25 protein-coding genes are annotated in these 23093 nt (G+C 69.8%); 16 read left to right on the top strand and 9 right to left on the bottom strand.

What is annotated here, in order from left to right; translation table 11 throughout:
- The first annotated feature begins 127 nt into the window (after positions 1-127).
- A complete protein-coding gene (locus tag O7629_RS30335) occupies positions 128-916 on the top strand; it encodes a prenyltransferase/squalene oxidase repeat-containing protein (RefSeq protein ID WP_278174737.1) in 789 nt (262 codons plus the stop codon).
- Between the two features lie 36 nt (positions 917-952).
- On the opposite strand, the gene O7629_RS30340 is transcribed toward O7629_RS30335, so the two are convergent.
- Complete coding sequence (locus tag O7629_RS30340) at positions 953-2197, bottom strand: glutamate-5-semialdehyde dehydrogenase (RefSeq protein ID WP_278174739.1); 1245 nt, start codon at positions 2195-2197, stop codon at positions 953-955.
- A gap of 37 nt (positions 2198-2234) precedes the next feature.
- Complete coding sequence (proB, locus tag O7629_RS30345) at positions 2235-3344, bottom strand: glutamate 5-kinase (protein ID WP_278173596.1); 1110 nt, start codon at positions 3342-3344, stop codon at positions 2235-2237.
- 61 nt (positions 3345-3405) lie between these two features.
- On the opposite strand from proB, the gene O7629_RS30350 reads away from it, so the two are divergent.
- Positions 3406-3753, top strand: a complete 348-nt coding sequence (locus O7629_RS30350) for an MGMT family protein (protein ID WP_278173597.1) — start codon at positions 3406-3408, stop codon at positions 3751-3753.
- 41 nt (positions 3754-3794) lie between these two features.
- Here the strand turns inward: O7629_RS30350 and O7629_RS30355 are convergent, their stop codons facing one another.
- The 3 genes from O7629_RS30355 to O7629_RS30365 form a co-directional block, all read right to left on the bottom strand.
- Complete coding sequence (locus O7629_RS30355) at positions 3795-4736, bottom strand: DUF559 domain-containing protein (RefSeq protein WP_278173598.1); 942 nt, start codon at positions 4734-4736, stop codon at positions 3795-3797.
- Between the two features lie 243 nt (positions 4737-4979).
- Entirely contained in the window at positions 4980-6944 is a 1965-nt protein-coding gene (locus O7629_RS30360) for a hypothetical protein (protein ID WP_278173600.1), read from the bottom strand.
- Positions 6941-7372 carry a DivIVA domain-containing protein gene (locus O7629_RS30365; RefSeq protein ID WP_278173602.1) on the bottom strand — a complete coding sequence of 144 codons (432 nt, stop codon included), beginning with the start codon at positions 7370-7372 and terminating at the stop codon, positions 6941-6943. The genes O7629_RS30360 and O7629_RS30365 overlap by 4 nt, the downstream gene beginning before the upstream one ends.
- 345 nt (positions 7373-7717) lie before the next feature.
- Here O7629_RS30365 and O7629_RS30370 point away from each other — a divergent pair, with 345 nt between their 5' ends.
- The 5 genes from O7629_RS30370 (at position 7718) to O7629_RS30390 (ending at position 9783) form a co-directional block, all read left to right on the top strand.
- Positions 7718-7963, top strand: a complete 246-nt coding sequence (locus O7629_RS30370) for a winged helix-turn-helix domain-containing protein (protein WP_278173604.1) — start codon at positions 7718-7720, stop codon at positions 7961-7963.
- Positions 7964-8195: 232 nt separating this feature from the next.
- Entirely contained in the window at positions 8196-8459 is a 264-nt protein-coding gene (locus O7629_RS30375; protein WP_278173606.1) for a hypothetical protein, read from the top strand.
- Between the two features lie 10 nt (positions 8460-8469).
- Positions 8470-8727, top strand: coding sequence for a hypothetical protein (locus O7629_RS30380; RefSeq protein ID WP_278173608.1), 258 nt, complete (start codon positions 8470-8472; stop codon positions 8725-8727).
- Positions 8727-9362, top strand: a complete 636-nt coding sequence (locus tag O7629_RS30385; protein ID WP_278173610.1) for a hypothetical protein — start codon at positions 8727-8729, stop codon at positions 9360-9362. The genes O7629_RS30380 and O7629_RS30385 overlap by 1 nt, the downstream gene beginning before the upstream one ends.
- Positions 9355-9783 (top strand): hypothetical protein, encoded by a 429-nt coding sequence (locus O7629_RS30390; protein WP_278173612.1) that lies wholly within the window; start codon positions 9355-9357, stop codon positions 9781-9783. Before O7629_RS30385 ends, O7629_RS30390 begins: the two co-directional genes overlap by 8 nt.
- Before the next feature lie 372 nt (positions 9784-10155).
- Here O7629_RS30390 and O7629_RS30395 read toward each other — a convergent pair whose 3' ends face one another.
- The gene (locus O7629_RS30395; protein ID WP_278173614.1) at positions 10156-11043 is read right to left on the bottom strand and encodes a YDG/SRA domain-containing protein; all 888 of its coding nucleotides are present in this window, start codon (positions 11041-11043) and stop codon (positions 10156-10158) included.
- Positions 11044-11130: 87 nt separating this feature from the next.
- Positions 11131-11922 carry a hypothetical protein gene (locus O7629_RS30400; RefSeq protein ID WP_278173616.1) on the bottom strand — a complete coding sequence of 264 codons (792 nt, stop codon included), beginning with the start codon at positions 11920-11922 and terminating at the stop codon, positions 11131-11133.
- A 131-nt stretch (positions 11923-12053) separates the two neighbouring features.
- Here O7629_RS30400 and O7629_RS30405 point away from each other — a divergent pair, with 131 nt between their 5' ends.
- From O7629_RS30405 to O7629_RS30430, 6 genes are all read left to right on the top strand, one after another.
- Positions 12054-12731, top strand: coding sequence for a hypothetical protein (locus tag O7629_RS30405; protein WP_278173618.1), 678 nt, complete (start codon positions 12054-12056; stop codon positions 12729-12731).
- Between the two features lie 214 nt (positions 12732-12945).
- Positions 12946-13482, top strand: coding sequence for an NADH-quinone oxidoreductase subunit B (locus O7629_RS30410; protein WP_278174740.1), 537 nt, complete (start codon positions 12946-12948; stop codon positions 13480-13482).
- Between the two features lie 111 nt (positions 13483-13593).
- Positions 13594-14913 (top strand): DUF2252 domain-containing protein, encoded by a 1320-nt coding sequence (locus O7629_RS30415; RefSeq protein WP_278173620.1) that lies wholly within the window; start codon positions 13594-13596, stop codon positions 14911-14913.
- Positions 14914-15137: 224 nt separating this feature from the next.
- Positions 15138-15884 (top strand): hypothetical protein, encoded by a 747-nt coding sequence (locus O7629_RS30420; protein WP_278173622.1) that lies wholly within the window; start codon positions 15138-15140, stop codon positions 15882-15884.
- Positions 15885-15922: 38 nt separating this feature from the next.
- Complete coding sequence (locus O7629_RS30425; protein ID WP_278173624.1) at positions 15923-16852, top strand: hypothetical protein; 930 nt, start codon at positions 15923-15925, stop codon at positions 16850-16852.
- 34 nt (positions 16853-16886) lie between these two features.
- A complete protein-coding gene (locus O7629_RS30430; protein ID WP_278173625.1) occupies positions 16887-18695 on the top strand; it encodes a hypothetical protein in 1809 nt (602 codons plus the stop codon).
- Here O7629_RS30430 and O7629_RS30435 read toward each other — a convergent pair.
- A complete protein-coding gene (locus O7629_RS30435) occupies positions 18668-19267 on the bottom strand; it encodes a TetR/AcrR family transcriptional regulator (protein ID WP_278173627.1) in 600 nt (199 codons plus the stop codon). The genes O7629_RS30430 and O7629_RS30435 overlap by 28 nt on opposite strands.
- 93 nt (positions 19268-19360) lie before the next feature.
- On the opposite strand from O7629_RS30435, the gene O7629_RS30440 reads away from it, so the two are divergent.
- The 3 genes from O7629_RS30440 to O7629_RS30450 are packed head-to-tail and all read left to right on the top strand — an operon-like array spanning position 19361 to position 21944.
- Positions 19361-19843, top strand: a complete 483-nt coding sequence (locus O7629_RS30440) for a nuclear transport factor 2 family protein (protein WP_278173629.1) — start codon at positions 19361-19363, stop codon at positions 19841-19843.
- A complete protein-coding gene (locus tag O7629_RS30445; RefSeq protein WP_278173630.1) occupies positions 19836-20705 on the top strand; it encodes an NAD(P)H-binding protein in 870 nt (289 codons plus the stop codon). The genes O7629_RS30440 and O7629_RS30445 overlap by 8 nt, the downstream gene beginning before the upstream one ends.
- Before the next feature lie 18 nt (positions 20706-20723).
- On the top strand, positions 20724-21944 hold the full coding sequence (locus O7629_RS30450) for a PQQ-binding-like beta-propeller repeat protein (RefSeq protein WP_278173631.1): 1221 nt from the start codon (positions 20724-20726) through the stop codon (positions 21942-21944).
- Between the two features lie 60 nt (positions 21945-22004).
- On the opposite strand, the gene O7629_RS30455 is transcribed toward O7629_RS30450, so the two are convergent.
- A complete protein-coding gene (locus O7629_RS30455; protein ID WP_278173633.1) occupies positions 22005-23042 on the bottom strand; it encodes a glucose 1-dehydrogenase in 1038 nt (345 codons plus the stop codon).
- Between the last annotated feature and the right edge of the window lie 51 nt (positions 23043-23093).

Below are 23093 nucleotides of genomic sequence, written 5' to 3' on the forward strand. Positions count from 1 at the left end.
GCTGAGCCGCTGACGACGGCACCGCCGGGGATCTGGTCCGTCCAGGTCCCCGGCCGGCTAGTTGACCTTGACTGAGTTACCGAGGCGGACCGCCCGACCCGCCGGTAGCCTGTCGTCCGTGGTCGATATGGATGCCGCCATCGGGTTCGTCGTCGCGCACGGCGACACCGTGGACCGGGCCCGGCTGTCCTGGTTGCGGACCGGGGCCGCCCCGCAGCCCGACGCACTCACCAGCGCCGAGGTCGGGCAGGCCCCGGACGGCGGCTGGCCCGCCTTCTGGGCCGGCGACGTCGCCTCGGTCGACGCCACCTGCTTCCGGCTCGCCGAGCTGGACGACCTCGGTGCGCTCGACCGGCCACCGGCCCGCAAGGCGCTCGACTGGCTGGCCAGCCGGCAACGGGCCGACGGCAGCTGGGAAGAGGACGAGAGCCTGGCCGCCGAGGCACCCGACTGGGCGCGGCCCGGCGACCCGGAGGCCACCTACTACCTGACCGCCAACGCCGGCTACTGGCTGAGCGTCGCCGACACCGACGGTGCCGGCGACCCCGGTCACCGCGCCGCCGCGCAGCGCGCCGCCCACTACCTGGCTGCCCAGATGCGCCCGGACGGCACTTGGCCGTCGTACCTGCTGGCCGGCTGGCTGGCCGCCGCCACCCTCTACCGGCAGACCATGTTCTACGAGTCGGCCCGGATGCAGGTGGTGCTCAACGACCGGCTCGCCACCATGGCCCCCGGCGACGTCGCCCAGCTGGCTGCCGCGCTGCGCCGGGCCGGCCTGGCCGACGACGACTGGTTGCTGACCAACGCCCGCCGTCGGCTGGCCAGCACGCAGCGCAGCGACGGCGGCTGGGACAGCGACGCGGGCGACGCGTTCGAGGTGCACGTCGTCCTGGCCGCGATCCGCGCCTGCCGCTGACCGGGCTGCCGGCGTGCGCGCCTGCCGCTGACCGGATTACCCGCGCAGGTGGCCGTCGCCGGTGACCACGTACTTCGTCGAGGTCAGCTCCGGCAGCCCCATCGGCCCACGGGCGTGCAGCTTCTGGGTGGAGATGCCGATCTCGGCGCCGAAGCCGAACTGCCCGCCGTCGGTGAACCGGGTGGACGCGTTCACCATCACCGCGGCCGCGTCGACCCGGGCGGTGAACTCCCGGGCGGCGCTCGCCGAGTCGGTGACGATCGCCTCGGTGTGCCCGGTGCCGTACCGCTTGATGTGCGCCACCGCCGCGTCGAGCGAGCCGACGACGGCGACCGAGATGTCCGCTGACAGGTACTCGGTGGCGAAGTCCTCGTCCGTGGCCGGCACCACGTCAGCCGAGAACGCGGCGACCTCCGGGGTGCCGTGCACGGTGACATTCGCGTCACGCAACGCCGCCAGCATTTTCGGCAGGAACGCCGCCGCCACGTCCACGTGCACCAGCAGCGACTCGGCGGTGTTGCAGGTCGACAGCCGCTGCGTCTTCGAGTTGACCGCCACGGCGAGGGCCTTGTCCAGGTCGGCGGCGGCGTCGACGTACACGTGGCAGTTGCCGACCCCGGTCTCGATCACCGGCACCGTCGACTCCTCGACGACGGTGCGGATCAGGTCCGCCCCGCCGCGCGGGATCAGCACGTCGACCAGGCCGCGCGCCCGCATCAGCTCCTTGACCGAGTCGCGCGACGAGGCGTCCAGCAGCTGCACCGCGTCGGCCGGTAGTCCGACGCCGACCAGCGCGTCCCGCAGCACCTCGACCAGAATCGCGTTGGAGTGCGCCGCCGACGACGAGCCGCGCAGCAGCGCCGCGTTGCCCGACTTCAGGCAGATCCCGGCGGCGTCGACGGTCACGTTCGGCCGCGCCTCGTAGATGATGCCGACCACCCCGAACGGCACCCGTACCTGGCGCAGCTCCAGCCCGTTGGGCAGCGTCGAGCCGCGTACCACCTCGCCGACCGGGTCGGCCAGCCCGGCCATCTCCCGCAACGCCTGCGCCATGTCTTCGATGCGCTTCTCGTTGAGCGCGAGGCGGTCCAGGATCGCCGTCGACAGGCTGTTGGCCCGTCCGGCGTCCAGGTCGGCCGCGTTCGCGGCCACGATCTCGGCGGTACGGGCGACGAGCGCATCGGCCATCGCCAGCAACCCGGCGTCCTTGGCCGCCCGGGTCGCGGTGACCAGCTCGTCGGCGGCCACCCGCGCCCGCTTGGCCTGCTCGGTCACGCTCACGCTCGCGCTCATTGTCGTCGTCTCCTCACATGTTCCGCTACAGCAGTACCAGGTCGTCGCGGTGCACGACCTCCCGCTCATATCCTGGCCCCAGTGCCGCGGCCAGCTCACCGGTGGACCGGCCGAGCAGCGTCGGCAACTCCACCGCGTCGTAGTTGACCAGCCCACGGGCCACCGGCGCACCCGCCGCGTCGACCAGGTCGACCGGGTCGCCGGCGGTGAACGTGCCGTCCACGGCGGTGATCCCGGCCGGCAGCAGCGACTTTCGGCGGGCCACCACCGCCTGCACCGCGCCGGGGTCCAGGTGCAGCCGGCCCCGGGGTGCGGTGGCGTGCGCCAGCCAGAACAGCCGGGCGGCGGGCCGGCGCTCCACCCGGTGGAACAGGGTGCCGACGGTGTCACCGCGCAACGCTTCGGCGGCGAGCGGGGCGGCGGTCAGCACCACCGGGATACCGAATCCGGTGGCGATCCGGGCCGCCTCCACCTTGGTGACCATGCCGCCGGTCCCTACCCCGGCCCGACCGGCCCTGCCGATCGCCACCCCGGCCAGGTCGGCGGCGTCGCGCACCTCGGTGATCCGTTCACTGGCCGGCTTCGCCGGGTCGCCGGTGTAGAGCGCGTCGACGTCGGAGAGCAGCACCAGCAGATCGGCGTGGACCAGGGCGGCGACCAGGGCGGCCAGTCGGTCGTTGTCGCCGAACCGGATCTCGTCGGTGGCGACCGTGTCGTTCTCGTTGACGATCGGGACCGCACCGAGGTCGAGCAGCTTGCGCAACGTCCGGTACGCGTTGCGGTAGTGCACCCGCCTGGTCACGTCGTCGACGGTCAGCAGCACCTGGCCGGTCGTCAGACCGTGCCGGGCCAGGCTGGCGGCGTACCGGCCGATCAGCAGGCCCTGCCCGACGCTGGCCGCCGCCTGCTGGGTGGCCAGGTCATTTGGGCGTCGGGTCAGCCCGAGCGGCGCGAGCCCGGCCGCGATCGCCCCGGAGGAGACGAGCACGACCTCCCGTCCGTCGTTCGTGAGGGAGGCGAGGACGTCGACGAGGGCGTCGACCCGGTCGCCGTCGAGGCCGCCGCCCGCTGTCGTGAGGGAGGAGGAGCCGATCTTGACGACGACCCGCTTCGCCTGGGTAACTGCGGCACGCACGATGCCCATTCTGCTTCCCTGCCCGGCGACGCCTGGCCCGAGATCTCATATCGTGGCGCGCGTGACCCCGCAGGAGTACGTGGAGGAAGTGCTGGCGCTCGTCGAACGCATCCCACCCGGGAAGGTCATGTCGTACGGCGCGGTCGCTGACGCGCTCTCTGAGCTTTCCGGGCGTTGTTCCGCCCGCCTGGTCGGGAACATCATGGCGCGGCACGGCTCCGCTGTCCCCTGGCACCGGGTGGTTTCCTCGGCCGGCCGGCTGCCGCCGGGGCATGAGGAGCGCGCCTCTGCTTTGCTGCGCGCCGAGGGTTGTCCGTTGCGCGGTGACGGCGTCGACATGAAAGCCGCCGCCTGGTACCCGCCGCAGGAAAGCGGGCGAGACCCGCGAGTGGAGGGCTGGGGTACGTAATTCCGTGGATATTACGTACCCCAGCCCTCCACTCGAGGCGGTCACCCGGCACGCTCGGCGATCGCCTGCCGTACCGTTTGGGGAATTTGTTCGCTTCGCCGGAGTACGTCGTCGGCGGTGAAGCGCAGCGCCAGCCAACCGGCGGCCCGCAGAGCGTTGAACCGGTGCACGTCCTTGCGGAAGGTGGTTCGCTCCCGGTGGTGGTCGCCTTCGTACTCGATGGCGATGCGCCACTGCGGGTACGCGAGGTCGACCCTGGCGATGAACTTCCTATTGCCTGCCGAGCCACTTGAGCTGGTTGCTGGGGTGACGACTTTGAACTGCGGGGTGGGCTTCGGCAGGCCGGCGTCGTGCAGCAGCAGCCGGAGTCGGCTCTCCATCGGTGACTCGCTCAACGGCTCAGCGAGGTTCAGCAGTTCGCGGAGCTGCTTCACCTGTCTCCACCCCGGGTGGGCGTCGACGTAGGCCGATAGCTGGGCTTTCGTGCAGGTCCGGCGGCGCAGGAGCGCGTCAATGGCGACGAGCGCGTCGGCCCTCGGCAGCCTCCTACCCAGGTCGAAGGCGGTCCGGACGCCGGTGGTGATGGGCATCCCGGTGAGGGAAGTGACGTCACGTTCCCAGTCGAGGGCCAGGTTGGCGTACCGGATGCGGGGGTGCGGGTCTGGTCGGGCCTTGCTCGGTACGGCGACGTGCACGGGTGCTGGCACTTTGCCCTTGTGTGGCAGCAGGTCGACGCCCCAGAGAAAGGCGGCACTCAGGCCGTAGATAGTCGCAATGGGTGGGAGACGGACTGCGACGGCGAGGCACCACATCCGGTGGTCGGTTGGCTGGTACGCGTCAGCATGCACGTAGACGTCGTGGAGCAGGCGACGCCAGGTCGGGCCGGCGAGCATTCGCTTGGTGATCAGGCCGGCGGCGACTGCCTGGCTGCCGGCGAACGGTTCGACGGTCAACTCGCGGGGCACCTTGACGGGGCGGGCCATCCGGCAGAGCTTGCCGGCACACATGCATGCTTCGCTGCCCCGATTGTCGACCTGGTCGCGAATCCGACTCAAGAGTGAGGGGGAGTGGGCTGGAAGGCTCCGGCCCGGTGCGGACGGTGGAGGGGCGGGAGCCGGCGGTGGTGGTGCAGGCGGGGCAGTCGATGACGGTGACTGGTGACTGCCCCGCCTGCGGGTGGGGTCGGCGCGGTCTCCCGCTGGCGGCGCCGAGCCGGCGGCGTCGGGTCAGATGTCGGCCGTCACCGCGGTGACTGCTCCGTCGAGGGTGGCGGCGGTGGCGATCAGCCTGGTGTGGTGCGGGCCGTCGGGCAGGTGGACTTCGCATCGCCGTGGGGTGAGCAGGACGGTGACGGCGGTGCCGGGGTGGTGGGTGGCGAGTGCGGTGAGCGCCGGCACCGGGTCGGGTGTGCCGTTGTCGGGCCGGGCATCGCCTGCGCCGCCGGGCTCACCTGGGTTGTTGTCGAGGTTGGTCGGCACCGGGATTGGGGTGGTCGGGTCGGTGGGCACGGTGGCGTCGCTGGCGTTGCGCAGGTGCTCGAGGGCTTGCGCGATCGCTTTCGGCAGGCTGGGCTGGTGTGCCCCGGGATCCCAGCGGTCGAGGTGGCTGGTGGTGTCGGGTGGGGCGAAGCGGACTCCCCACCGGAGGCCCTGGACCTGGTAGGGGATGCCGTCGTTGCGGCGGTGGTCGGCGACGCTGACGACCAGGGCCAGGCCGAGGGCGTACGCCAGTTTGACCACTGTGGCCAGGGTTGGCACCTTCGGCGGGGTGGCGTGCAGCAGGATCCGGCCGCCGGGGTGCCCGTTGGTGACATTTTCGAGGTACGCCGTGAGTGGGTTGCCGCCGGGCCGGTGCACGGTGGCGTAGCCGTGCAGCAGCTCGTGGTCGCGCAGGTGCATGGTGAGGCCGTCGAGGGTGGCCAGCTCGGTCGGGTCGAGGCCGAGCTCGGTGAGATGGTGGTTGAGCTGGTATTCCGGCGGGAGCTGATGGATCGCCTTGCCGTTGGGGTGGTAGCCGATCCACGGCGGTGCGGCTGGCGGCGTACCGCCGAGGGGTGGCCAGTTGAGGTGGCGGACCCGGCGGCGGCCGGCGGCGATGGTGACGGTCGCACCTTGATAGATGCGGTGGCTGCCGCCGCAGGTGCGGCAGCCACCGATCGGTTCGCAGTCGCAGTCTTCCCAGTGGGGCAGGTGGGTGCAGTCGGGGCAGCGCCGGTGCGGGATCGGTGGTCCCTGCCACGATGGTGGGGGCGGCTGCCAGGAGCGGGCCAGCCGCCCACCGGTGCCGGTGCCGGTGTGGGTGTCGGTGGTGCGCAGGGTGGTGTGCCACCAGCGGCCGTCGCGCCAGATGGCGTGCGCGCCGGGGGTCGGTTCGCCGGTGAGCAGCGCGGAGCAGTCGGCGACGATGCGGCGTTCGAGCTGGTCGACGTCGACCGGTGGTGGGCCGAGGCTGATGCCGTTGGCCGGGCGCGGGGTCACGTAGTGGGCGGGGGCGTGCTGGCTGCGGTCGACCAGCTCGTAGCAGGCGCGGGCGACACTGACCCGGGTGGCGGCCTCGGCGAAGCTGCCGTAGCGGCCGGTGCCGGCGGGGACCGGGCTGCCGGGCAGTTCGAAGCGGACGTCCCAGCGGAAGCGGTCGCTGTCGGGGGCGAACGAGTCGCGGCGGGCTTCGACGACCAGGTCGAGGCAGAGCAGTTCGGCGGTTTCGCAGAGTTCACCGAGGCGGCGGGCCGGGTCGGGTGGTGGTGGGGCGGCGGTGCGGCCGTACCAGATTCGCCATGGTTCGTAGCCTTCGCCGGCGATCGGCCCGGCTTCGAGGGCGTGCCGTTGGTGGTCGGGCAGGTCGGGCTGCCAGCCGGCGGGCAGCTCCGCCCACGGGGCGAAGATCGGTTCGCCGGGTAGCTCGGGGTCGTAGACGTGGGCGGCGCCGACCTGGGCGGCGAGGTCGTCGACGACGGGTGCCAGGTCGAGGCACCAGAAGCGGCCGTCGTCGGTGCGGGTCGGGGTGACTGCGCCGGGTACGACGTTCGCCGACGCGACGGCGGCGGTGTCGATGTTGGCGACGGTGAGCACGAACTGGGCGCGGCGTTTGCCGGCCCCGCCGCAGCGCGGGCACGCTGCGGCGGGGCTGCCGTCGCAGCGGGGGCAGCTGACGACGGTGACTGTGTGGTGCGGGGTCGGGTCGTGGGTCACGACTGTCCCGCGTACCTGGTGGTGGTGCCGGCGCCGGTCCAGGCGGGCAGGTTGACGGCGGCCTGCGCGGCGCGGGCCTGGCTGGTCTGCCAGCGGCGGAGCGCGTCCTTGATCCGGTCGTTCTGCTCGTAGGTGCGGTCAAGCTCGGCGTAGACGACGCCGAGGTCGTGGGCGACCCGTTCGAGGAAGGCGGCGACCTCGCCGGGGTCCAGGCCGGGTCCGTGCGCCTTGCGGGTGACGGTCGGGAAGCGGTGGGCGCGGATCTGCCAGGGCCGGATCGGCCGGTACGCGGCGGGCCGCTGGTTGCGGCCACGACCGTCGGCGGGTACGCGGTAGACGCCGCTGCCGTTCGGCCAGTCGCGTGGTGGTGTGCCGGCCATCGTGCGGCGTTGCCGGCGCAGCCGCCAACGTCGCCAGAGCTCTCGCATCACGTGTTCCTCCCCATTCCTTCGCTGCTGGTGTTCGGGTCTCGCGGTGCCGTGGGTGTGCCTGGACCGGGGGTGGCCCTGCCGCTTGCCGATCCCGGCGGGGCCACCCCCACCCCGATCGCCGCAGCCCTCCTCGGCAGTACGGCGACCAGGGCAAACCTTCGGGGCCGGGACGCCCAACGGCGTGACCCGCTGACCGCCCCGACCGGCCGCGTGGAGCCCTCTGAGGTTGGAGACCAAGGAGGAAACCTCGCACCGAGGAACCTAAGCGAAGTAGTTCGCTTAAGTCAACACCACTAGTTCGCTGTACCGGCATCTTGCTGCCTGAGCTGTCAGCGTGATCTCATGGCGGGTGGAGACCAAGGAGTGCCCATGCCCGCCACCAAGTGGGAGAAGCTTGCCGACCACATTCGCGCTCAGATCAAGAGCGGCGAACTGCGGCCCGGCGACAAGCTCCCATCAACTGCCCAGCTCAAGGCCGAGCACAACGTCTCGGACTCGGTGATCCGCTACGCCATGCATGCCCTGCGCACGGAGGGCCTGGTCGAGAGCGCCCACGGCGTCGGCGTCTTCGTCGCCGAACCGAAGTAGGACTCCGCCTACGTGGCTGGCTGCTCCGCTGACATCGCCGTGATGCTTGCGAGGCCTGGACGATAGCGGTACGACCGCGGGGCGCAATCTCGTCTACGTTGGTAGGCCTAGAGACTAGCCGTGGGAGCGCTCGTGGCGGGGCGGCACTGGTTCGCAGGCTCCGATAGTGTGGACCAATGGCTCGGGGAGCATCGAGACGCATCCCTGAGTGCAGGCCGATGGGAGGGACCGGATGGCCAGCATCCACGAGGTCAAGGCTGGTCTCGCCCAGGCCATGACACACGGCGGTGCGACCATCCAAGAGATCCGTGCTGCACGGGAGAAGCTCGAAGAGATCATGGGTGACGTCCGTGTGCTCGGGGCTGGCACGGGACACCCGCACATCGATGCGGCTATCAACGCCTGCGAGCAGAGCCTTAGGTACCTCCATGAAGTCTCCAACCTGATCTACGGAGCGAACGAGGCTACCCGCAACTACGGGGATCGGCTCGGCTGAGGCGTGGGCGATGAGTGTCGACGACGTCAAAGCCGCGCTTGTTGAGGCGAACACTCTGATGGCCAGAGCTCGCGGCATCTTCCTCGGAGCCACAGAGGTTGTTGTGGAGGGCGAAGCCCTAGCTGAAAGTGCTTGCCACGACAGCGGCAAAGACGAAGTTCTTGCGGCCGGAAAGACTTTCACCGCTGCAGCGCAGGAGATCGAACGGACTGTCCGTAGATTCGATTGCGCCATCGAACTGGCAGACGAATACCGAGGTCAGATCTAGTGACCGCAAGCATGGAACCTGTCCTTGCCCAGGTTCAGGCAGCTTTCGACAAGCTTGCCGAGGCTGCAGTACGAGCGAGACGTGCAGCGGCTGACGCTGAACAGGCCCGCGACATCTACGAGCGCACGGCTCAAGGTGCTACCGACCCAAAAGTGCGTCGAGCGATGACCGAGGCGCAGATCGCCGCAGACAAGTGTGGGCGATACGCGAATCTTCTTGACGCTGCTCGCGCCCAGTATGAGGCGTATTTCAGGGTCGTCGCACCCGGTTGGCAATTCACGAGTACCGACGGGATGCCGGATGGTGAACGGCTGGCCGAGGAGGCGCTGACACAGGAATCCCGCGCCGAGCAGCTTCATCGTAAGCTGGTCAACGGTGTCGGAGAAAAAGAGGGTGAGATCAAGCAAGGCGAGCAGTTGGCGCGCGACATCGCCTCTGCGATCAAGGATCTTGTGAAACCTGGGGACACTCATTCGGGTACAGTTGCACCTGGACAAAATCCGTTCCTGCAGCCAAGGGCACAAGATTCTCAACACCCTGTCGCCGACGTTGTGATCGCATTGACTGGCGCGGGGCTGATCGTCCATTCATTTATCAGGAAATTCAGGGATTCGAGAGCGAAGAAGAATGATTGAGATCAAGCCGGAGATAGTTGAGTATGTCCGCACGTTCGTACGCGATGACCACGAGGAGAACGATCGGATCGAACGCCTCCTTGATGAAGAGGGCTGGGGCGACGGTTTCGCCTCGTACCTGGCTGCGGTCTTCTACTACGCCATCGATCGTAGGTTCGGGGGCAGGTGGAGCCAAAGTGCGGTGATCCAATTTGTCGCAGACATGCGAGCTGCTAACCCCGTTGCGGCCCAAGTGGACCCAGGTGTTGCGGAAGCTGCGATTCGAGCTGCTCTGGACCCGGCGGCCGATTTGAACGTGCCGGCGCTGGAGTTGCCCAAAACGCAAATTGTAGCCATCCATCATGCGGTCGCCGATCTAGACATGACAGACAGCGATCTCGACGATCTCCTGCGCAAGGCCGAGCGCCTGGCGGCCCGATGAGATAATCGAGATGGAGGACTGAAAGGTGACTGTTGGCCAACATCCAAGAAGTCAAAGCCGGGCTTGCCATGTCCGAGGAGCAGGCAGCCGAGGTCGTCGCCCGAATTCAGGGCGCGATCGACGAGATCGAAAGAATGCTCGTCATGCTGCGATCTGTCTCGTCTACCGCTGGGCATCCGCTGGTTCAAGCTGCAACTACCCGTTGCGAGCAGAGTAAACAGCGCTTGACGGAGGCCACGAAACTTGTGCGGCAAGCTAGCAAGGCTACATCCGAGTACCGAGGGCTCCTTGGCTAGTCCTAACGGTGCGACCGGGCTGGCATTCGTGCAGTCCGGACTTCGTGATGTAGTTGCACAGGTGGCCTCTCGGCTCCTAATCTTCGACTTGCTCGTCGGCCAGACGAATGTTTCGGTGATATTCGATCAAAGACCAGTTGAGCGGGTGTTTGTCGGTCTGCTGCAGGTCGACGACAAACGTATTACTCATGGTGTCTATGACTCGACCACTCGGGTCAATTTGAATGGCTCCGTTGTCGAATAGTGTGTGATGGTTCGGGCAGAGGCAGAGGATGTTGCTGAGGTCGTCTGGGCCGTTGTGTGGCTTCCCGAGGGGCTTGATGTGTGCGGCTTCCGCGTATGGGCCGGCGGGGGTCATCAGCTTGATCCCGCAGACTTGGCATGTGTAGTCATGAAGACGCTTGGCCTCAGCTGCGACAGTGGCACTTCTAACGAGCCGTTGAATTGTGGCCTCGACCCGAGTGGTGCGGGCGGACGTCTCCGGCGGAGCGAGGCTCCTGGGTAGATCCAAGCTCTCGTAAGTCACTAAGCGAAAGCGCCAAATAGTGTACCCGTCGGTCCCGATGTCTTTCCAGTGGTCAACGACTCTGAAGAGTCCGTCATAGCGGAGACCGACCTTGGGTGAGTGCGTCTCGTCCCCTCCGGCGCCACGAATTACGCGGACCGGGTTGCCATCAAGTCGGCTCCTGGCAAGACCGAGGTTTCCGCGCGTGAGTTCTTGATGCGCAATCTGGCGCTTGGTTCGAGGATCGTTGCCGCCCTGGCCTGTGTAGACGATCTCGTCGCCGTAGTCTTCGTCGTCGATGTATCCGCCGGAGACGACGATGGACTCGGCTCCATCTGCCCCGCCGCAGATGCCGCCCTGAAGTGGCCGGTGGACCTTGGCCACTGCGAGATCAGTGCGGTTAGCGAACGTTGAGCCGGGTGGGTAGCCGGGGATCTCGCCGTACGTCCGCTCCGCCATAGCCGGCAGAGTAGGTCATGCGGACGGGAATGTGAAGACGATTCGATTCTGGCAAGTGGCTGCGCCGGAGGTTCAAGGCTGGCGTAGTCAGCTGTGCTGCAGGGATGGAGGCACAACGATGTCGATGCGCTGCTCCAGCTTGTGCGGGGTGGCGAAGAACTCTACGTCGCTGACGGACCTCAACTCGCGGACGATGGCCTGCGGCCAGTCGTGCTCGGCCCCGTCGAGGGCTGCGATGCGCTGCTGTTTGGGCACTTCCGACAAGCTGAAGATGTGGTAGCAGTGCTCGGCGGCCTGCTCCTGGTCGCGTCCGCTCACCGCCTGCACGTAAGCGGCCTTGTTGGCGGACGACACCTGCACGGTGACCGGCCGCTGGCGACCCGAGGTCAGCCGTACTGGTGCCTCGCGCTGCACCCGGCGGGCATCGTTGGTAGCCCACGCCTTGATTCGGGTGACGACCCGGTCCGGGAAGCGGACCGGGGGTTGTTTCACCGCCAGCCACCGCAACTGGTCCACCCGCATCGACGCCTGCGCCACGGCGAGTACCAGTTCACCCAACGACTCCTTGGCGCCGTAGGTGGCCAACTCGCCGGGTACGGCGTCGAAGCCGTTCAGGCCGGACAGGCGTGCTGCTTCGGCGATCGCTTCCGCAGGGCGACCGTGGTCGAAGTTGACGCCAGCCATCGACAGCAGGGTGGTCGCCGTGGCCCGGTCGGAGACGCGGTAGCCGTCACCGATCGGCTCGACGAGCAGACGCACCGAGTCGCCGTCGCCGTAGGTGAGGGGCAGATCGATGAGCAGGCCATCGCCGTACGCCTGGGTGACGCTCTGGTCGTTGACCGCCCGCAAGATCGCGCCTACGACGGTTTCGCTGTTCATCGCCACCCCCATCACGGCTCTGACTCACTATCCAGGTGAACGAGGCACCTAACGCTTTGTCCTATGCCGACGTTGCCCGATGTGGCTGCGGCTATGGACAATGATGTCCGTTCGAGCCAGGGAGGCCATGGATGGCAGTCGACGGAGCGCCTACGGACGAGCCCGCCCCGCGTCCGCTTGCTGACGCTCTCGCTGCACCACTGCTGGGCGCCTACCGTGCCGGCGGGTTCGGGCTGGCCTTCCTGCTGCTCGGCGCGTTGATCCTGACTGGTGCCGGAATTGCTGGTCGCGGGCTGGTCACCTACGTGCTGCTCGGCGTGGGCATCGTGCTTGTTCTCGTCCCCTGCTATTTCTTCTACGTCAAGGAGATCCGGCCCATCGATCGAGCCCGCCGGGCGGTGGTCAGCAACGAGGAGTTGATCAATGAGCTGCAGGAGGCGGCAGTCTCAGCCGCGCAGCTGGGATTGATGTTGCAGTCCGTGGTGTACAAGCACTCTCACGACGTCAACGTGGTGCTCAAGACGACCCGGTCGCAGCTGCGGCGTATTCCCTTTGGCCTGGCCAAGCAGATTGCCGACCAGCCCGCCTTGATCAATGCCGACGCGCTGGCCACAAGCGTGGTGACGTTCTCGGAGCGGGCCGAGGAGGTGCTCCGTGAACTCAACGCAGCGATCGTTGAGTCCGACGCAGCCCGGCTGCGCAAGTACATCGACGAGGCGGACAAGCTCAAGGCGTCGATCCGTGGGCTCCTGGCCGCACGCAATGAGCTGGCCGTCGAGGCCGGTACGGCCGCTGCGCCGCTAGCCTGACTGTACGTCGCTGGCTTGCGAGCATGAATCGGACTCCCAGTCGCCGAGGGCAGCAGGCGGGTTGTCTCCTGCCGATCGAGCGGCCTACCCGCCCCGCTGCAAGTCTGCTGTTCAACCACACCAGCGCGGAGGCTCCATGGGACTGGTTCCGTACCGCTGATGTGGTTGACTGAACCCGCATACGTGGAGCGGCCGAGGAGGTGGCGGGGCGGTGGTGCAGGTGCCGGCGGTGCTCGGTGAGCCGATCCGGTTTGTGCTGAACTGGGGTCGCCGCTACTCGCTGTGGGTGTTCAACTTCGGCCTGGCCTGCTGCGCGATCGAGTTCATCGCCACCAGCATGGGCCGGCACGACTTCATCCGGCTCGGCGTCATCCCGTTCGCCCACGGGCCGCGCCAAGCCGACCTGATGGTCGTCTCCGGCACGGTCACCGACAAGATGGCGCCGGCGATCAAGCGGCTCTACGACCAGATGCCCGAGCCCAAGTACGTCATCTCGTTCGGTGCCTGCTCCAACTGTGGCGGCCCGTACTGGGACTCGTACTCGGTGACCAAGGGCGTCGACCAGCTGATCCCCGTCGACGTGTACGTGCCCGGCTGCCCGCCCCGGCCGGAAGCGCTGCTGCACGGCATCCTGCGGCTGCAGGACAAGATCGCCGCCGAGCGGTCCGGCATCGGCGGCGTGCACCGGCCCGACCCGCTCGCCTCGCCGGTCGACCGGCTCACCGCACCGGCCGTCAAGCCACCGAGCTGAGCCGGCCCGCCAGCCAGAACCCGACCGACCGGCGAGCTGACCCGGCGTACCGCCGGGATCTGACCCGGCGCTCAGTGGCGCGGTTGCTGAAACGCGGTAGCCTGCGCGGACGTGAGTGATTCTCAGCGCGCGACGCAGATCGTCGACATCCTGACCGCCGAGTTCGGCGAGCTGATGGCGGTGGACCCGGCCGCCTTCCGCCGCAAGTTCCGCAAGATGGCCGCCAGCCCGTTCGCGTTCTACCGGGGCACCGCCTGCCTGTTCTACGCCGACCAGACCGAGCCCGACGGGCCGTTCAACGACGACAGCTTCTGCGACAAGCAGACCAGCCGGGTCTGGATCCACGGCGACCTGCACGCCGAGAACTTCGGCACCTACATGAACGGCTCCGGCGAGCTGGTCTTCAACGTCAACGACTTCGACGAGGCGTACGTCGGCCCGTTCATCTGGGACCTGCGCCGCTTCGCCGCCAGCCTCGCCCTGATCGGCTACGCCAAGGCGCTCTCCGACGAGATCATCGGCACCCTGGTACGCGAGTTCGCCACCGCCTACCTGGCCGAGCTGCGGGCCATCGTCGCCGGCGGCGAGGAGGCCATCGGCTCGATCACCCTGGCGAACGCCACCGGCGTGCTGCGCCACGTGCTGCAGGAGGCCCGGCTCAACACCCGCGTCGGCCTGCTGGAGAACCTCACCACCATCAACGACTACGAGCGGCGGTTCATCATCCGCGACGGGGTGTACGAGGTCGACGACGACACCCGGGCCGCGGTGACCGCCGCCTTCGGCGACTACCTGGCCACGTTGCCGCACCGGGCCGGCGGCGGTCGCGCCGTCGCCGCCCAGATCAAGGACATCGTGCTGCGCAAAGGCGTCGGCATCGGCTCGGCCGGGCTGCCGTCGTACAGCATCCTGCTCGAAGGCCACACCCAGGCGTTGGAGAACGACGTCGTCGTCTACATGAAGCAGGCCCAGGTGCCGGCCGTCGCCCGGCACGTCCACGACGAAGGTGTCCGGGCGTACTTCCGGCACCAGGGCCACCGGACCGCCGAGTCGCAGCGGGCGCTGCAGGCCCACGCCGACCCGTGGCTCGGCTTCACCGAGCTGGCCGGCGTCGGCCAGCTCGTCGCCGAAGTCTCGCCGTACGCCGCCGACCTGGACTGGTCCGACGTCAACGAGCAGGCCGAGCTGACCGGCGTCGTCACCGACCTGGCCCACTCGGTGGCCCGGATGCACTCGGTCGCCGACGACGAGTCCAGCCACGACCTGGTCGACTACTCCACCGAGGAGGCGATCGTCGCGGCGATCGACGCCGACGGGGCCGGCTTCGTCGCGGGCCTGGTCGACTTCGCCCACCGGTACGGTGCCCGCGCCCGCACCGACCACCGGATCTTCGTCGACCTGTTCCGCAACGGCCAGCTGCCCTGGGTGTAGCGCCGGGTGCCCGGTAACAGCGAGATCAAATTGTCAGGTCGCCGACCGCGCCGTTGGGCCGGGGCTGCCATCCTGGACAGTGTCGGCACGGACACGGATGAAGGGCTACCGTGGCGAGAAGACCCAGGCAGATCCCGGCCCGGCGGGGTAGCGGCAGCGGCAGGGCCAATCGTTCCGGTAGCGGCCTGCAGAACGCCGTGATCCTGACGGTCATCACGGCGGTCGTGGGCGCGGTAGTGGCCGCGGTGCTGACCAGGGATTCCCTCCTCGGCCTGGTCGACCGGGCCCAGGGCGGGACGCACCTGACGTACACCTTGGAGCGTCACTTCCCCACGACGGCGATCGACGACGCCTGGGCCCTGCCGGCAGATGTGACGGCCGAGCAGGAGGCGGCGATGCCGCCGGCCGGGCCGGACTTCCACAAGTGGGTGCTGGCCGAGGGCGGTGTGCAGGTCTACAGCCACGTGACCCGCATCGAGTTCACCAACCCCCGGGAGCGCCAGGTGCGGATCAACAGCATCCGGGGCCGGGTGGTGGACAGCCAACCAGCGTGGGACGGCAGCCTCTTCTGCCAGTACTCGGAGGGCACCGGGGACGTCACCGTCGTCGAAATCAACCTCGGTGACCAGGACCCGGTCGCGCGAGTCGCGAACGGTCGAGGGACCGGCTCCTCCTACTTCCTCTCCAACGGAGACATCACGCTGGCCAAGAACGAGACCCACAGCCTCGTGGTGACCGCACGCCCGCCGCCCGGTCGATGGGCGGCGTGGCACCTCGAAGTCAGATACACGGTCGACGGCGAGCCCGCCACGCTCGTCATCGACGACAACGGCTCGCCGTTCACCGTCAGCGACGAGGCTGACGACTACCAGACCTACCTCGTCCGGGCCGGAAAGCAGGAGTTCGACCACGACTGGCAGAAGGACAACGGCTGGTACGAGCGGTCCCCAGGCCAGTGCAGGAACCGGTAGTGGCCCGGTTGAGGAACCGCCGAGCACTCGCCGTCGCCATGAGCGCGGTGCTTCTCGCGACGCTCCTCGTCGCCTGCACCGGCAGCGGATCCGGGTCCGAGGCCGAGCCTGAGGCCGAGGCGACTCCTACGGCCGAGTCCGACGCGCAGCCGACGGCGGAGTTCGACGCCCCACCGACGGCCTCGTCTGACGCCCCGTCAACGGCGGAGTCCGACGGCCCGCAACTCGACGTCACCGCCACCAGCACAGTGGACGACTTCGGACTGCCCGGCGACGCGGCAGTAGTCGCCTTCCCCAGCCTCGCCGAGCCACCCGAACCACCAGCCGGGATCAGCACCTGCGGCGACCTGCACGCCTGGATGCGGACCCAGGGCGCGATCGACGTCGGCGGCAGCCAGGTCCAGGTCAACCTCTGGGCGCCGGCCGACGACGTGACCGTCACCGCCACCAAGGTCGAAGTGGTACGGCTGGAGCGGCGCGACCCGTTCGAGAGCCGGGCGATCGCCTGTTCCGCCACCCAGAAGGTTCCCGACGAGGGGCAGCTTCCGCTCGTTGACGTGCCCGGTGACACGCCCTCCCGGGCCGGCGACGCCCGGACCCTGGACGGGCTGGAAACCGGTGTGCCCACCGAGGTGCCAGCCCACTACGTACACATGTTCTGGACGTCACCGCAGCCGATCGAGCTGCGCGCCGGCGACCGGAAGCCGTACATCACGGTCCGGCTGGAGGCCCGCGACGGCTGGTACGACTGGGAGCTCGTCGTACATCTGCTCGTCAACGGAGAGCAGCGGACCTACCGGTTGCGGGACGGCCGCGACGACCGGCCGTTCAGCACCAACTCCGGTTACCTCGGTGACGACCTGACCCGCCTGCCACGTACGGAGAGCTACGTGTGGTGTGTGCACGACCAGCCGCCGCGACTGCACCGGCAGACCGCGCCGTTCCTCTGCCCGGACGAGGACCGATGAGCTGGGACGCGGGGTCGACTCCGGAGGCGGACCGGTGAGCCGGGCCGGCCGGCGAGGCACCGTACGCCTCGTCGCGGCGTCGGTCGTGCTCGCCGCCATCGTGGGCGGGACCGCCCATGTCGTCTGGACCAGATTCGGCCCGGCCGGCTCCGACCCCGACGGGGCAGGGCGGCAGCCGGTCGGCAGCGGGCTGTTCGCCATGTCCGACGGCGAATCGCTGACCCTGATGCGCGGCAGCAGCCCGGCCGTGACCATGCCGGCCGGGGACGGCTGGTCGCTGGGCCGACCCAGGTTCACAGCGGACGCCGCCTACGCGTACGCCATCTCCAGCAGCGAGGATCGCGAGCGGCACCGGATCCTGGTGGTGGACGTCGCCACCGGTGGACAGCACACCGTCGACTGCCCGGACTGCCCCAACGAGGGCACCCCGGTCGCCGCCGGCGGCAGCAGCGTGGCCTACCTGGACCAACGGAACCAACAGGCAGACCTGCAAATTTTGGACCTGGCCACCCCGGAGGAACCACCGAGCACCACCCCGGTACGGGGCCTGCCGCCGACCCCCGATCCGGACCACGGATACCGGGTGATCGCCGCCGTGCCGGATGTCGTCCTCGTCGCACCGAGCCGGGGGATCGGCAACCTGCAGCTGATCGGCCGCGACGGAACGGTGCGTACGGTGGCCGCCGATGACGACAGCGCCCCGTTCGACGCCGCAACCGGCACGGTCGACGGTGCCACGGTGCTCGCGTTCGACGCTCCGGTCATCCAGCCGGTCGAGGAGGGCGAGTTTCACTCCTGCATGTCCGCTGGCGTGTCGCTGCTCGACCCCGCGTCCGGGCAGTTGACCAGGACCCCGGGTTTCGCCATCGAGCACGGCCCCGACGACGGGACGCGCGTCACCGACCTGTGGTGGGGAGCCGACGGCGAGCTGTACGCCCTGGTCCGGCCGTTCTTCTGCCGGACCGACCGGCTGGACCGGGGCAACCCCGACCACCGGCGGGCCAGGCCGGTGACCCTGTGGCGGCTGACCGACGGCCGGTGGGAGCGCCTGGACAGCCTCCGGGGTGCCGAGTGGATCCGGCAGATCGACCCGGAGACGCAGATCATCCTCGACCGTAGTCGCCGACTCGTCGTACAGGACGCGCAGCGGCAGATTCCGGTCGCCACCGACCGGGAGCCGATGGTGACGGTGCCGCCGGCAACCGGCGCCGACCCCGCCATGGCGGTACGGACGACCCCGCCGCCGTGCACCGAGCAACTCTTCGCCGGCCTGGCCCCGACGCTGATCGAGGAGCCGGACGTCACGTCGGTCAACTGCCGGGACGGGTACGCCCACGTCCAGTTCACCGACGCCGCGCACGCCGACCGCCCACGCCAGGCGGTGCTGTTCGCCGCGATCGGGGCGAGCTGGCACACCCGGGCGCTCTCCACCGGATGGGACGGCCGGTTCCGCCCCGCCGACCTCGTCTACTTCGACCTGGACCCGCAGGAGCTGCAGCCACTGTTCCCGGACCTGATGCAGGAGCCGCCGCCTTCGGCGGAGCCGCCGGACGTCACCGCCTTCGTCGGGGCGTGGCGCAGCCAGGAGGACGGCCTGCTCGAAGTGCGCCCGGACGGCAGCGCCGAGGCGACGTACCTGGTTGACCGGTGGTCCGACCCGGTGCGGATGTCCACCGTCCAGCTGAAGATCATCCTCGCCACCCGCAACTCCGCGATCGCGGAAGTGGCCGCCAGCGACGGCCAGGGTGCTCAGGTCGGCAGCCAGTTCCGGTTCGGTTTTCAAGGCGACTGGCTCGTCCTGACCCCGCCGTACGGCTACGGGAATCTGTTCAAGCCCGCCTGAGCCGGATCAGCTAGGACGGCGCGGATCAGGGCGACGACGCCCGCCCGGATCTGCTCCGGTGGTTCGTCGCGCAGCTGGTGCAGCAGGTCGCTGCGGACGGCGGCAAGCAGGGCGTGCGCCAGGAAGTCGGCGTGCTCCGGGCCGCGTACGCCGGTGATGATGCCGGTCAGGTGGCGGTGCAGGTCGCCGTACGCCGGGTTGAGGTACGGGCTGCCCCGGCCGGCGCTCTCCAACGCCAGCGCCAGTGCCCGGTTGGCGTGTTTGTAGTCGAGGATCGCGTCGAAGATCGCGATGACCTGGGCAGTCGGGTCCCGGTCGGCTCCCTGTCCAGGATCGTGCAGGGCGGCCTGCAGGGCGGTGCCACGCTGGGCGGCGAGGGCCTGTAGCAGGCCGGTGCGGTCGCCGAAGCCACGGAACAGGGTGCCCTTGCCGACGCCGGCCGCCTGGGCGATGGCGTCCATGGTGACCTCGTCCGGGTCGTCGGCGGCGTCGAGCAGCCGGCCGGCGGCGGCCAGCACGGTCTCCCGGTTGCGGGCGGCGTCGACCCGTTCCTTACGTGCTGCTGCCGGCACGGTTGACCGTCCTCTCGCCCCCGCCTCGAATATCCGGACCGACGGTCCGTATAGTTGATCCGGACCGCCGGTCCGTATCCTAGAGGAGGCACCGTGACCGAAGCGCCCAGCCCTACCGTCAGCCCCGCCGCCCAACTGCTGCACCGCTGCCTTGACCACCTGCTCGCCAAGGACATGCCCGGCTTCCTCGCGCACTGGCACGACGACGCGGTGGCCGAGTTCCCGTTCGCCCCACCCGGCTACCCACGCCGCCTCGACGGCATCGCCGCCGTCACCGGCTACCTGATCGACTACCCGAAGCTGATCGACATCGCCGAGTTCCCCAACGTGACCGTGCACCAGAGCGTCGACCCCGAAGTAGTGATCGCCGAACTCACCGCCACCGGCACCGTCGTGCCCACCGGGCAGCCGTACCGGATGTCGTACGTCGTCGTGGTGACCGTGCGGGACGGCCGGATCGCCCACTACCGCGACTACTGGAACCCGCTGGCTGCCCCCGACCTGGCCTCGGCCGCCCCCGACCCGACCGCAGCCGCGCCCGACCCGACCGAGAGCGCGGTGGGCTCCGATGTCTGACCAGCGGACCGTCCTGGTCACCGGGGCGACCGGCAACATCGGCCGGCACATCATCGCCACCCTCGCCGCAGCCGGCCACCCGGTGCGGGCCGCCAGCCGGCACCGCCCCACCGACCCGGCCGCCGCCACCAGCCACGTCCCCTTCGACTGGCACGACCCGGCCACCCACCAGCCTGCCGTCGACGGCGTACACGCCGTCTACCTGATGCCGCCGCCGGCCAGCGCCGACCCGGTCGGCCAGGTCGGCGCTTTCCTCGACCTGGCTCAGGACGCCGGCGTACGCCGGATCGTGCTGCTCAGCTCGTCGGCGATCCGCACCGGCGACCCCGGCCCCGGCCAACTGCCCGCCACCGTCGCCGACCGGTTCCCGGAGTGGACGGTGCTGCGCCCGTCCTGGTTCATGCAGAACTTCGTCGGCGCGCACCCGCACGCGCACAGCATCCTGCACGACGGCGAGATCGTCACCGCCACCGGCGACGGCCGGGTCGGCTTCATCGACGCCGCCGACATCGCCGCCGTCGCCGTCCGGGCCCTGACCGACCCCGTGCCGCACAACGCCGAACATCTGCTCACCGGCCCGCAGACCCACAGCTACGCCGAGGTCGCGACCATGATCAGCGAGGTCTGCGGCCGACCGGTCCGGCACCGTACCGTCGACGTCGACACCATGCGCCACCGGCTCGCCAGCTTCGGCATCCCGGACGGCTTCGCCGCCCTGCTGGCCGGCATGGACGCTGCCATCGCCGCCGGAGCCGAAAACCGGACCACCAGTACGGTCGCCGACGTCACCGGCCGGGCACCGACCAGCCTGCGCGACTTCTGCACCGCCCACACCGGCTACTGGCGACAGACGGTGGCGTGACCGGGCTACCGTCGGATGGTGGCCCGACCCGGTTGGCGGTTCGAATCGACAGAGTTGCTGAGCGCCCCACTGGTGGCCGGTGGTCTCGTCCACGTCGTCGGCGAGGACGGGCACGTCCACACCCTCGATGCCGGCAGCGGCCGGCCCCGGTGGCGGGCCCGGCGGGGCGAGCCGAAGCCCAACCCGTACTTTCCGCCGCTGCCGCCGGTGCTCGCCGGTGACACCTTGGCCGTCACCGCCTCCCTCGGCGGGTCCGGCTGGGCGGACGCGGTGCTCGGGCTGGCCGGCGCCGACGGCGCCGACGGCGCCCAACGGTGGACGTACCCGCTCGTCGGCACCACCGTCACCGGGCTCGCCGCCGACGACTCAGCCGTCGTCGTCACCGACCGCGACAGTCTGACCTGCCTCGACCCGGCCGACGGACAGGTGCACTGGACGGTGCCGCCGCCGACGGCGACCGGACCGTGGCAGGCCAGCTTCGACCAGCCGGCGGTCGACGACGACCACGTGTACGCGATCGCCCGGTTCAGCCGACCGAACACGGCGCTCGACGGCGGGTACCTGATCATGGCCTTCGACCGGTCCACCGGCACCGAGGTCTGGGGCGTCCAGGTCGACGGCGGCTGGGGTGCCACGCTGACCGTCGGCGGTGACCTGGTCTGCGTCGGCGACGGTAAGGGGTGGTTCATCGTGCTCCGCCGCGACACCGGCGACACGGCCTGGTCGACGCAGATCCGGCCGAAGTTGGGGCTGCCGGTCCAGTCCGGGCTGTTCCCGTTCGCCGCGCCGACCGGGGCGGCGGCGTTCGCCGGTGAGCAGGTGGACCGGCCGGTGCTGGCCGAGCAGGAGATCCACGTACCGAGCCGCAACGGCGACGTCCACCTGATGGACCGGGACACCGGTGAGGTGCAGCGCGTCTGGCGGGTCGGCGTACCGGCGCTGAGCATCGCCGTCTCGGACGACCTGCTGCACGTCGGCGGCATCCACGGGCTGCTGGTCGCGTTCCACCGGGACCGCCGCGAGGTGAGCTGGTGGCGGAGGCTGCCGGTCGGCCGGATCGACGCGCTGACCGTCGCCGACGGCATGCTGTACGTCGGCGGCGAACGGCACCTCGCCGCGGTCGACCCGGCCACCGGGGCCGGAGCCTGGCGGCGCTTCCCGGCCCGGGTCCACCGGTCGTCGTACCCGCCGGGATCGGCCGACCGGGAGCTGACCAACGCCGACCTGCCCTGGGCCTGACAGCCCGTCCTCGGCCCGGAGCGACGGCCCGCCGGCCCGCCGGCCCGCCGGGTGGACCGGTCAGAACTCGATGACCGTTTTGATGCCTTCCTCCTCGGCGTACGCCCGCTGGAAGTCGTCCAGGCCGTACCGGTGGGTGATCAGGCCCATCAGCCAGTCGTGGTCGGCGCGGGCCAGCGCCTCGGCGGCCTGCCGCCAGTGCCGCCGGTTGGCGTTGACCGTGCCGAACAGGACGTTGTTCTTCAACACCAGGCAGCGGTTCAGCTCGTTGAGGTCCAGCTCGATGTGGTGGGCCTTGGCGTTGATCCCGGTCAGGCAGCCGATGCCGTTCGGCGCAAGTTTGCCGAACACCTCACGGACCACCGGCGGCGCGCCGGTGCACTCGATGATGACGTCCGGGTCGAAGTCCAGCTCCTCCACCGGCACCGCGTGGTACGTCGCCCCCAGCCGACGGGCCAGCTCCGGCTTCGGCCCGGACGTGCCCCGGGCCAGCACATGCGTCTCCAGGCCGCGCTGCACACTCAGCAGCGCCGCCAGCAGCCCGATCGGTCCGGCCCCGGTGACCAGCACCCGCTGCGGTGCCCAGAAGCCACGTGCGCCGATCTTGTCGACGTGGTCCCAGGCCTTCGCGACCACGCTGGTCGGCTCCAGCAGCACCCCGGCCAGCCCCAGCTCCGGCCGCAGCGGTACGGCGTACTCGGCCGGCACCCGCCACCGCTGCCGGGCGAACCCGTCGATCCCCTTGATCCCGCACTCGGTGTACCGCCCGTTGGTGCACATGTCCCACTCGCCGGCGGCACAGTACCGGCACGGCACCGGGTCCGGCCGCCGGACGATCCCGGCGACCAGGTCACCCGGCCGGGCCGTCCCACTCGGGTCCTCGACCACCCGGCCCAGCGACTCGTGGCCGAGGACCAGCGTGTCCCGGCCCGGCGGCGGCTCGCCGTACTCACCGCCGAGGATCTCCCCGTCGGTGCCGCAGATGCCGACCGCGACCGCCTCGACCAGCACCTCACCCTCGTCGGGTGACGGCTCCGGCGCGTCGTCGACGAGCCGCAGCGAATCGGCCTTGCCCGGGGTGACAGTCAGCGCACGCATGACCAGGATGTTTCCCCGCAGGTCAGTACCTACACGCGCAATGTCGGGCCC

This window comes from Solwaraspora sp. WMMD792, assembly GCF_029626105.1.
In the GTDB taxonomy this organism is placed as follows: Bacteria; Actinomycetota; Actinomycetes; order Mycobacteriales; family Micromonosporaceae; genus Micromonospora_E.

What these genes read in the sequence shown, in the direction of transcription:
- O7629_RS30335 (WP_278174737.1), top strand. Translation starts at nt 128, where the DNA reads ATGGATGCCGCCATCGGGTTCGTCGTCGCGCACGGCGACACCGTGGAC.
- O7629_RS30355 (WP_278173598.1), bottom strand. Translation starts at nt 4,736, where the DNA reads ATGGCCCGCCCCGTCAAGGTGCCCCGCGAGTTGACCGTCGAACCGTTC.
- O7629_RS30365 (WP_278173602.1), bottom strand. Translation starts at nt 7,372, where the DNA reads ATGCGAGAGCTCTGGCGACGTTGGCGGCTGCGCCGGCAACGCCGCACG.
- O7629_RS30370 (WP_278173604.1), top strand. Translation starts at nt 7,718, where the DNA reads ATGGCGGGTGGAGACCAAGGAGTGCCCATGCCCGCCACCAAGTGGGAG.
- O7629_RS30375 (WP_278173606.1), top strand. Translation starts at nt 8,196, where the DNA reads ATGGCCAGCATCCACGAGGTCAAGGCTGGTCTCGCCCAGGCCATGACA.
- O7629_RS30380 (WP_278173608.1), top strand. Translation starts at nt 8,470, where the DNA reads ATGAGTGTCGACGACGTCAAAGCCGCGCTTGTTGAGGCGAACACTCTG.
- O7629_RS30390 (WP_278173612.1), top strand. Translation starts at nt 9,355, where the DNA reads ATGATTGAGATCAAGCCGGAGATAGTTGAGTATGTCCGCACGTTCGTA.
- O7629_RS30395 (WP_278173614.1), bottom strand. Translation starts at nt 11,043, where the DNA reads ATGGCGGAGCGGACGTACGGCGAGATCCCCGGCTACCCACCCGGCTCA.
- O7629_RS30400 (WP_278173616.1), bottom strand. Translation starts at nt 11,922, where the DNA reads ATGAACAGCGAAACCGTCGTAGGCGCGATCTTGCGGGCGGTCAACGAC.
- O7629_RS30405 (WP_278173618.1), top strand. Translation starts at nt 12,054, where the DNA reads ATGGCAGTCGACGGAGCGCCTACGGACGAGCCCGCCCCGCGTCCGCTT.
- O7629_RS30425 (WP_278173624.1), top strand. Translation starts at nt 15,923, where the DNA reads ATGAGCGCGGTGCTTCTCGCGACGCTCCTCGTCGCCTGCACCGGCAGC.
- O7629_RS30445 (WP_278173630.1), top strand. Translation starts at nt 19,836, where the DNA reads ATGTCTGACCAGCGGACCGTCCTGGTCACCGGGGCGACCGGCAACATC.
- O7629_RS30455 (WP_278173633.1), bottom strand. Translation starts at nt 23,042, where the DNA reads ATGCGTGCGCTGACTGTCACCCCGGGCAAGGCCGATTCGCTGCGGCTC.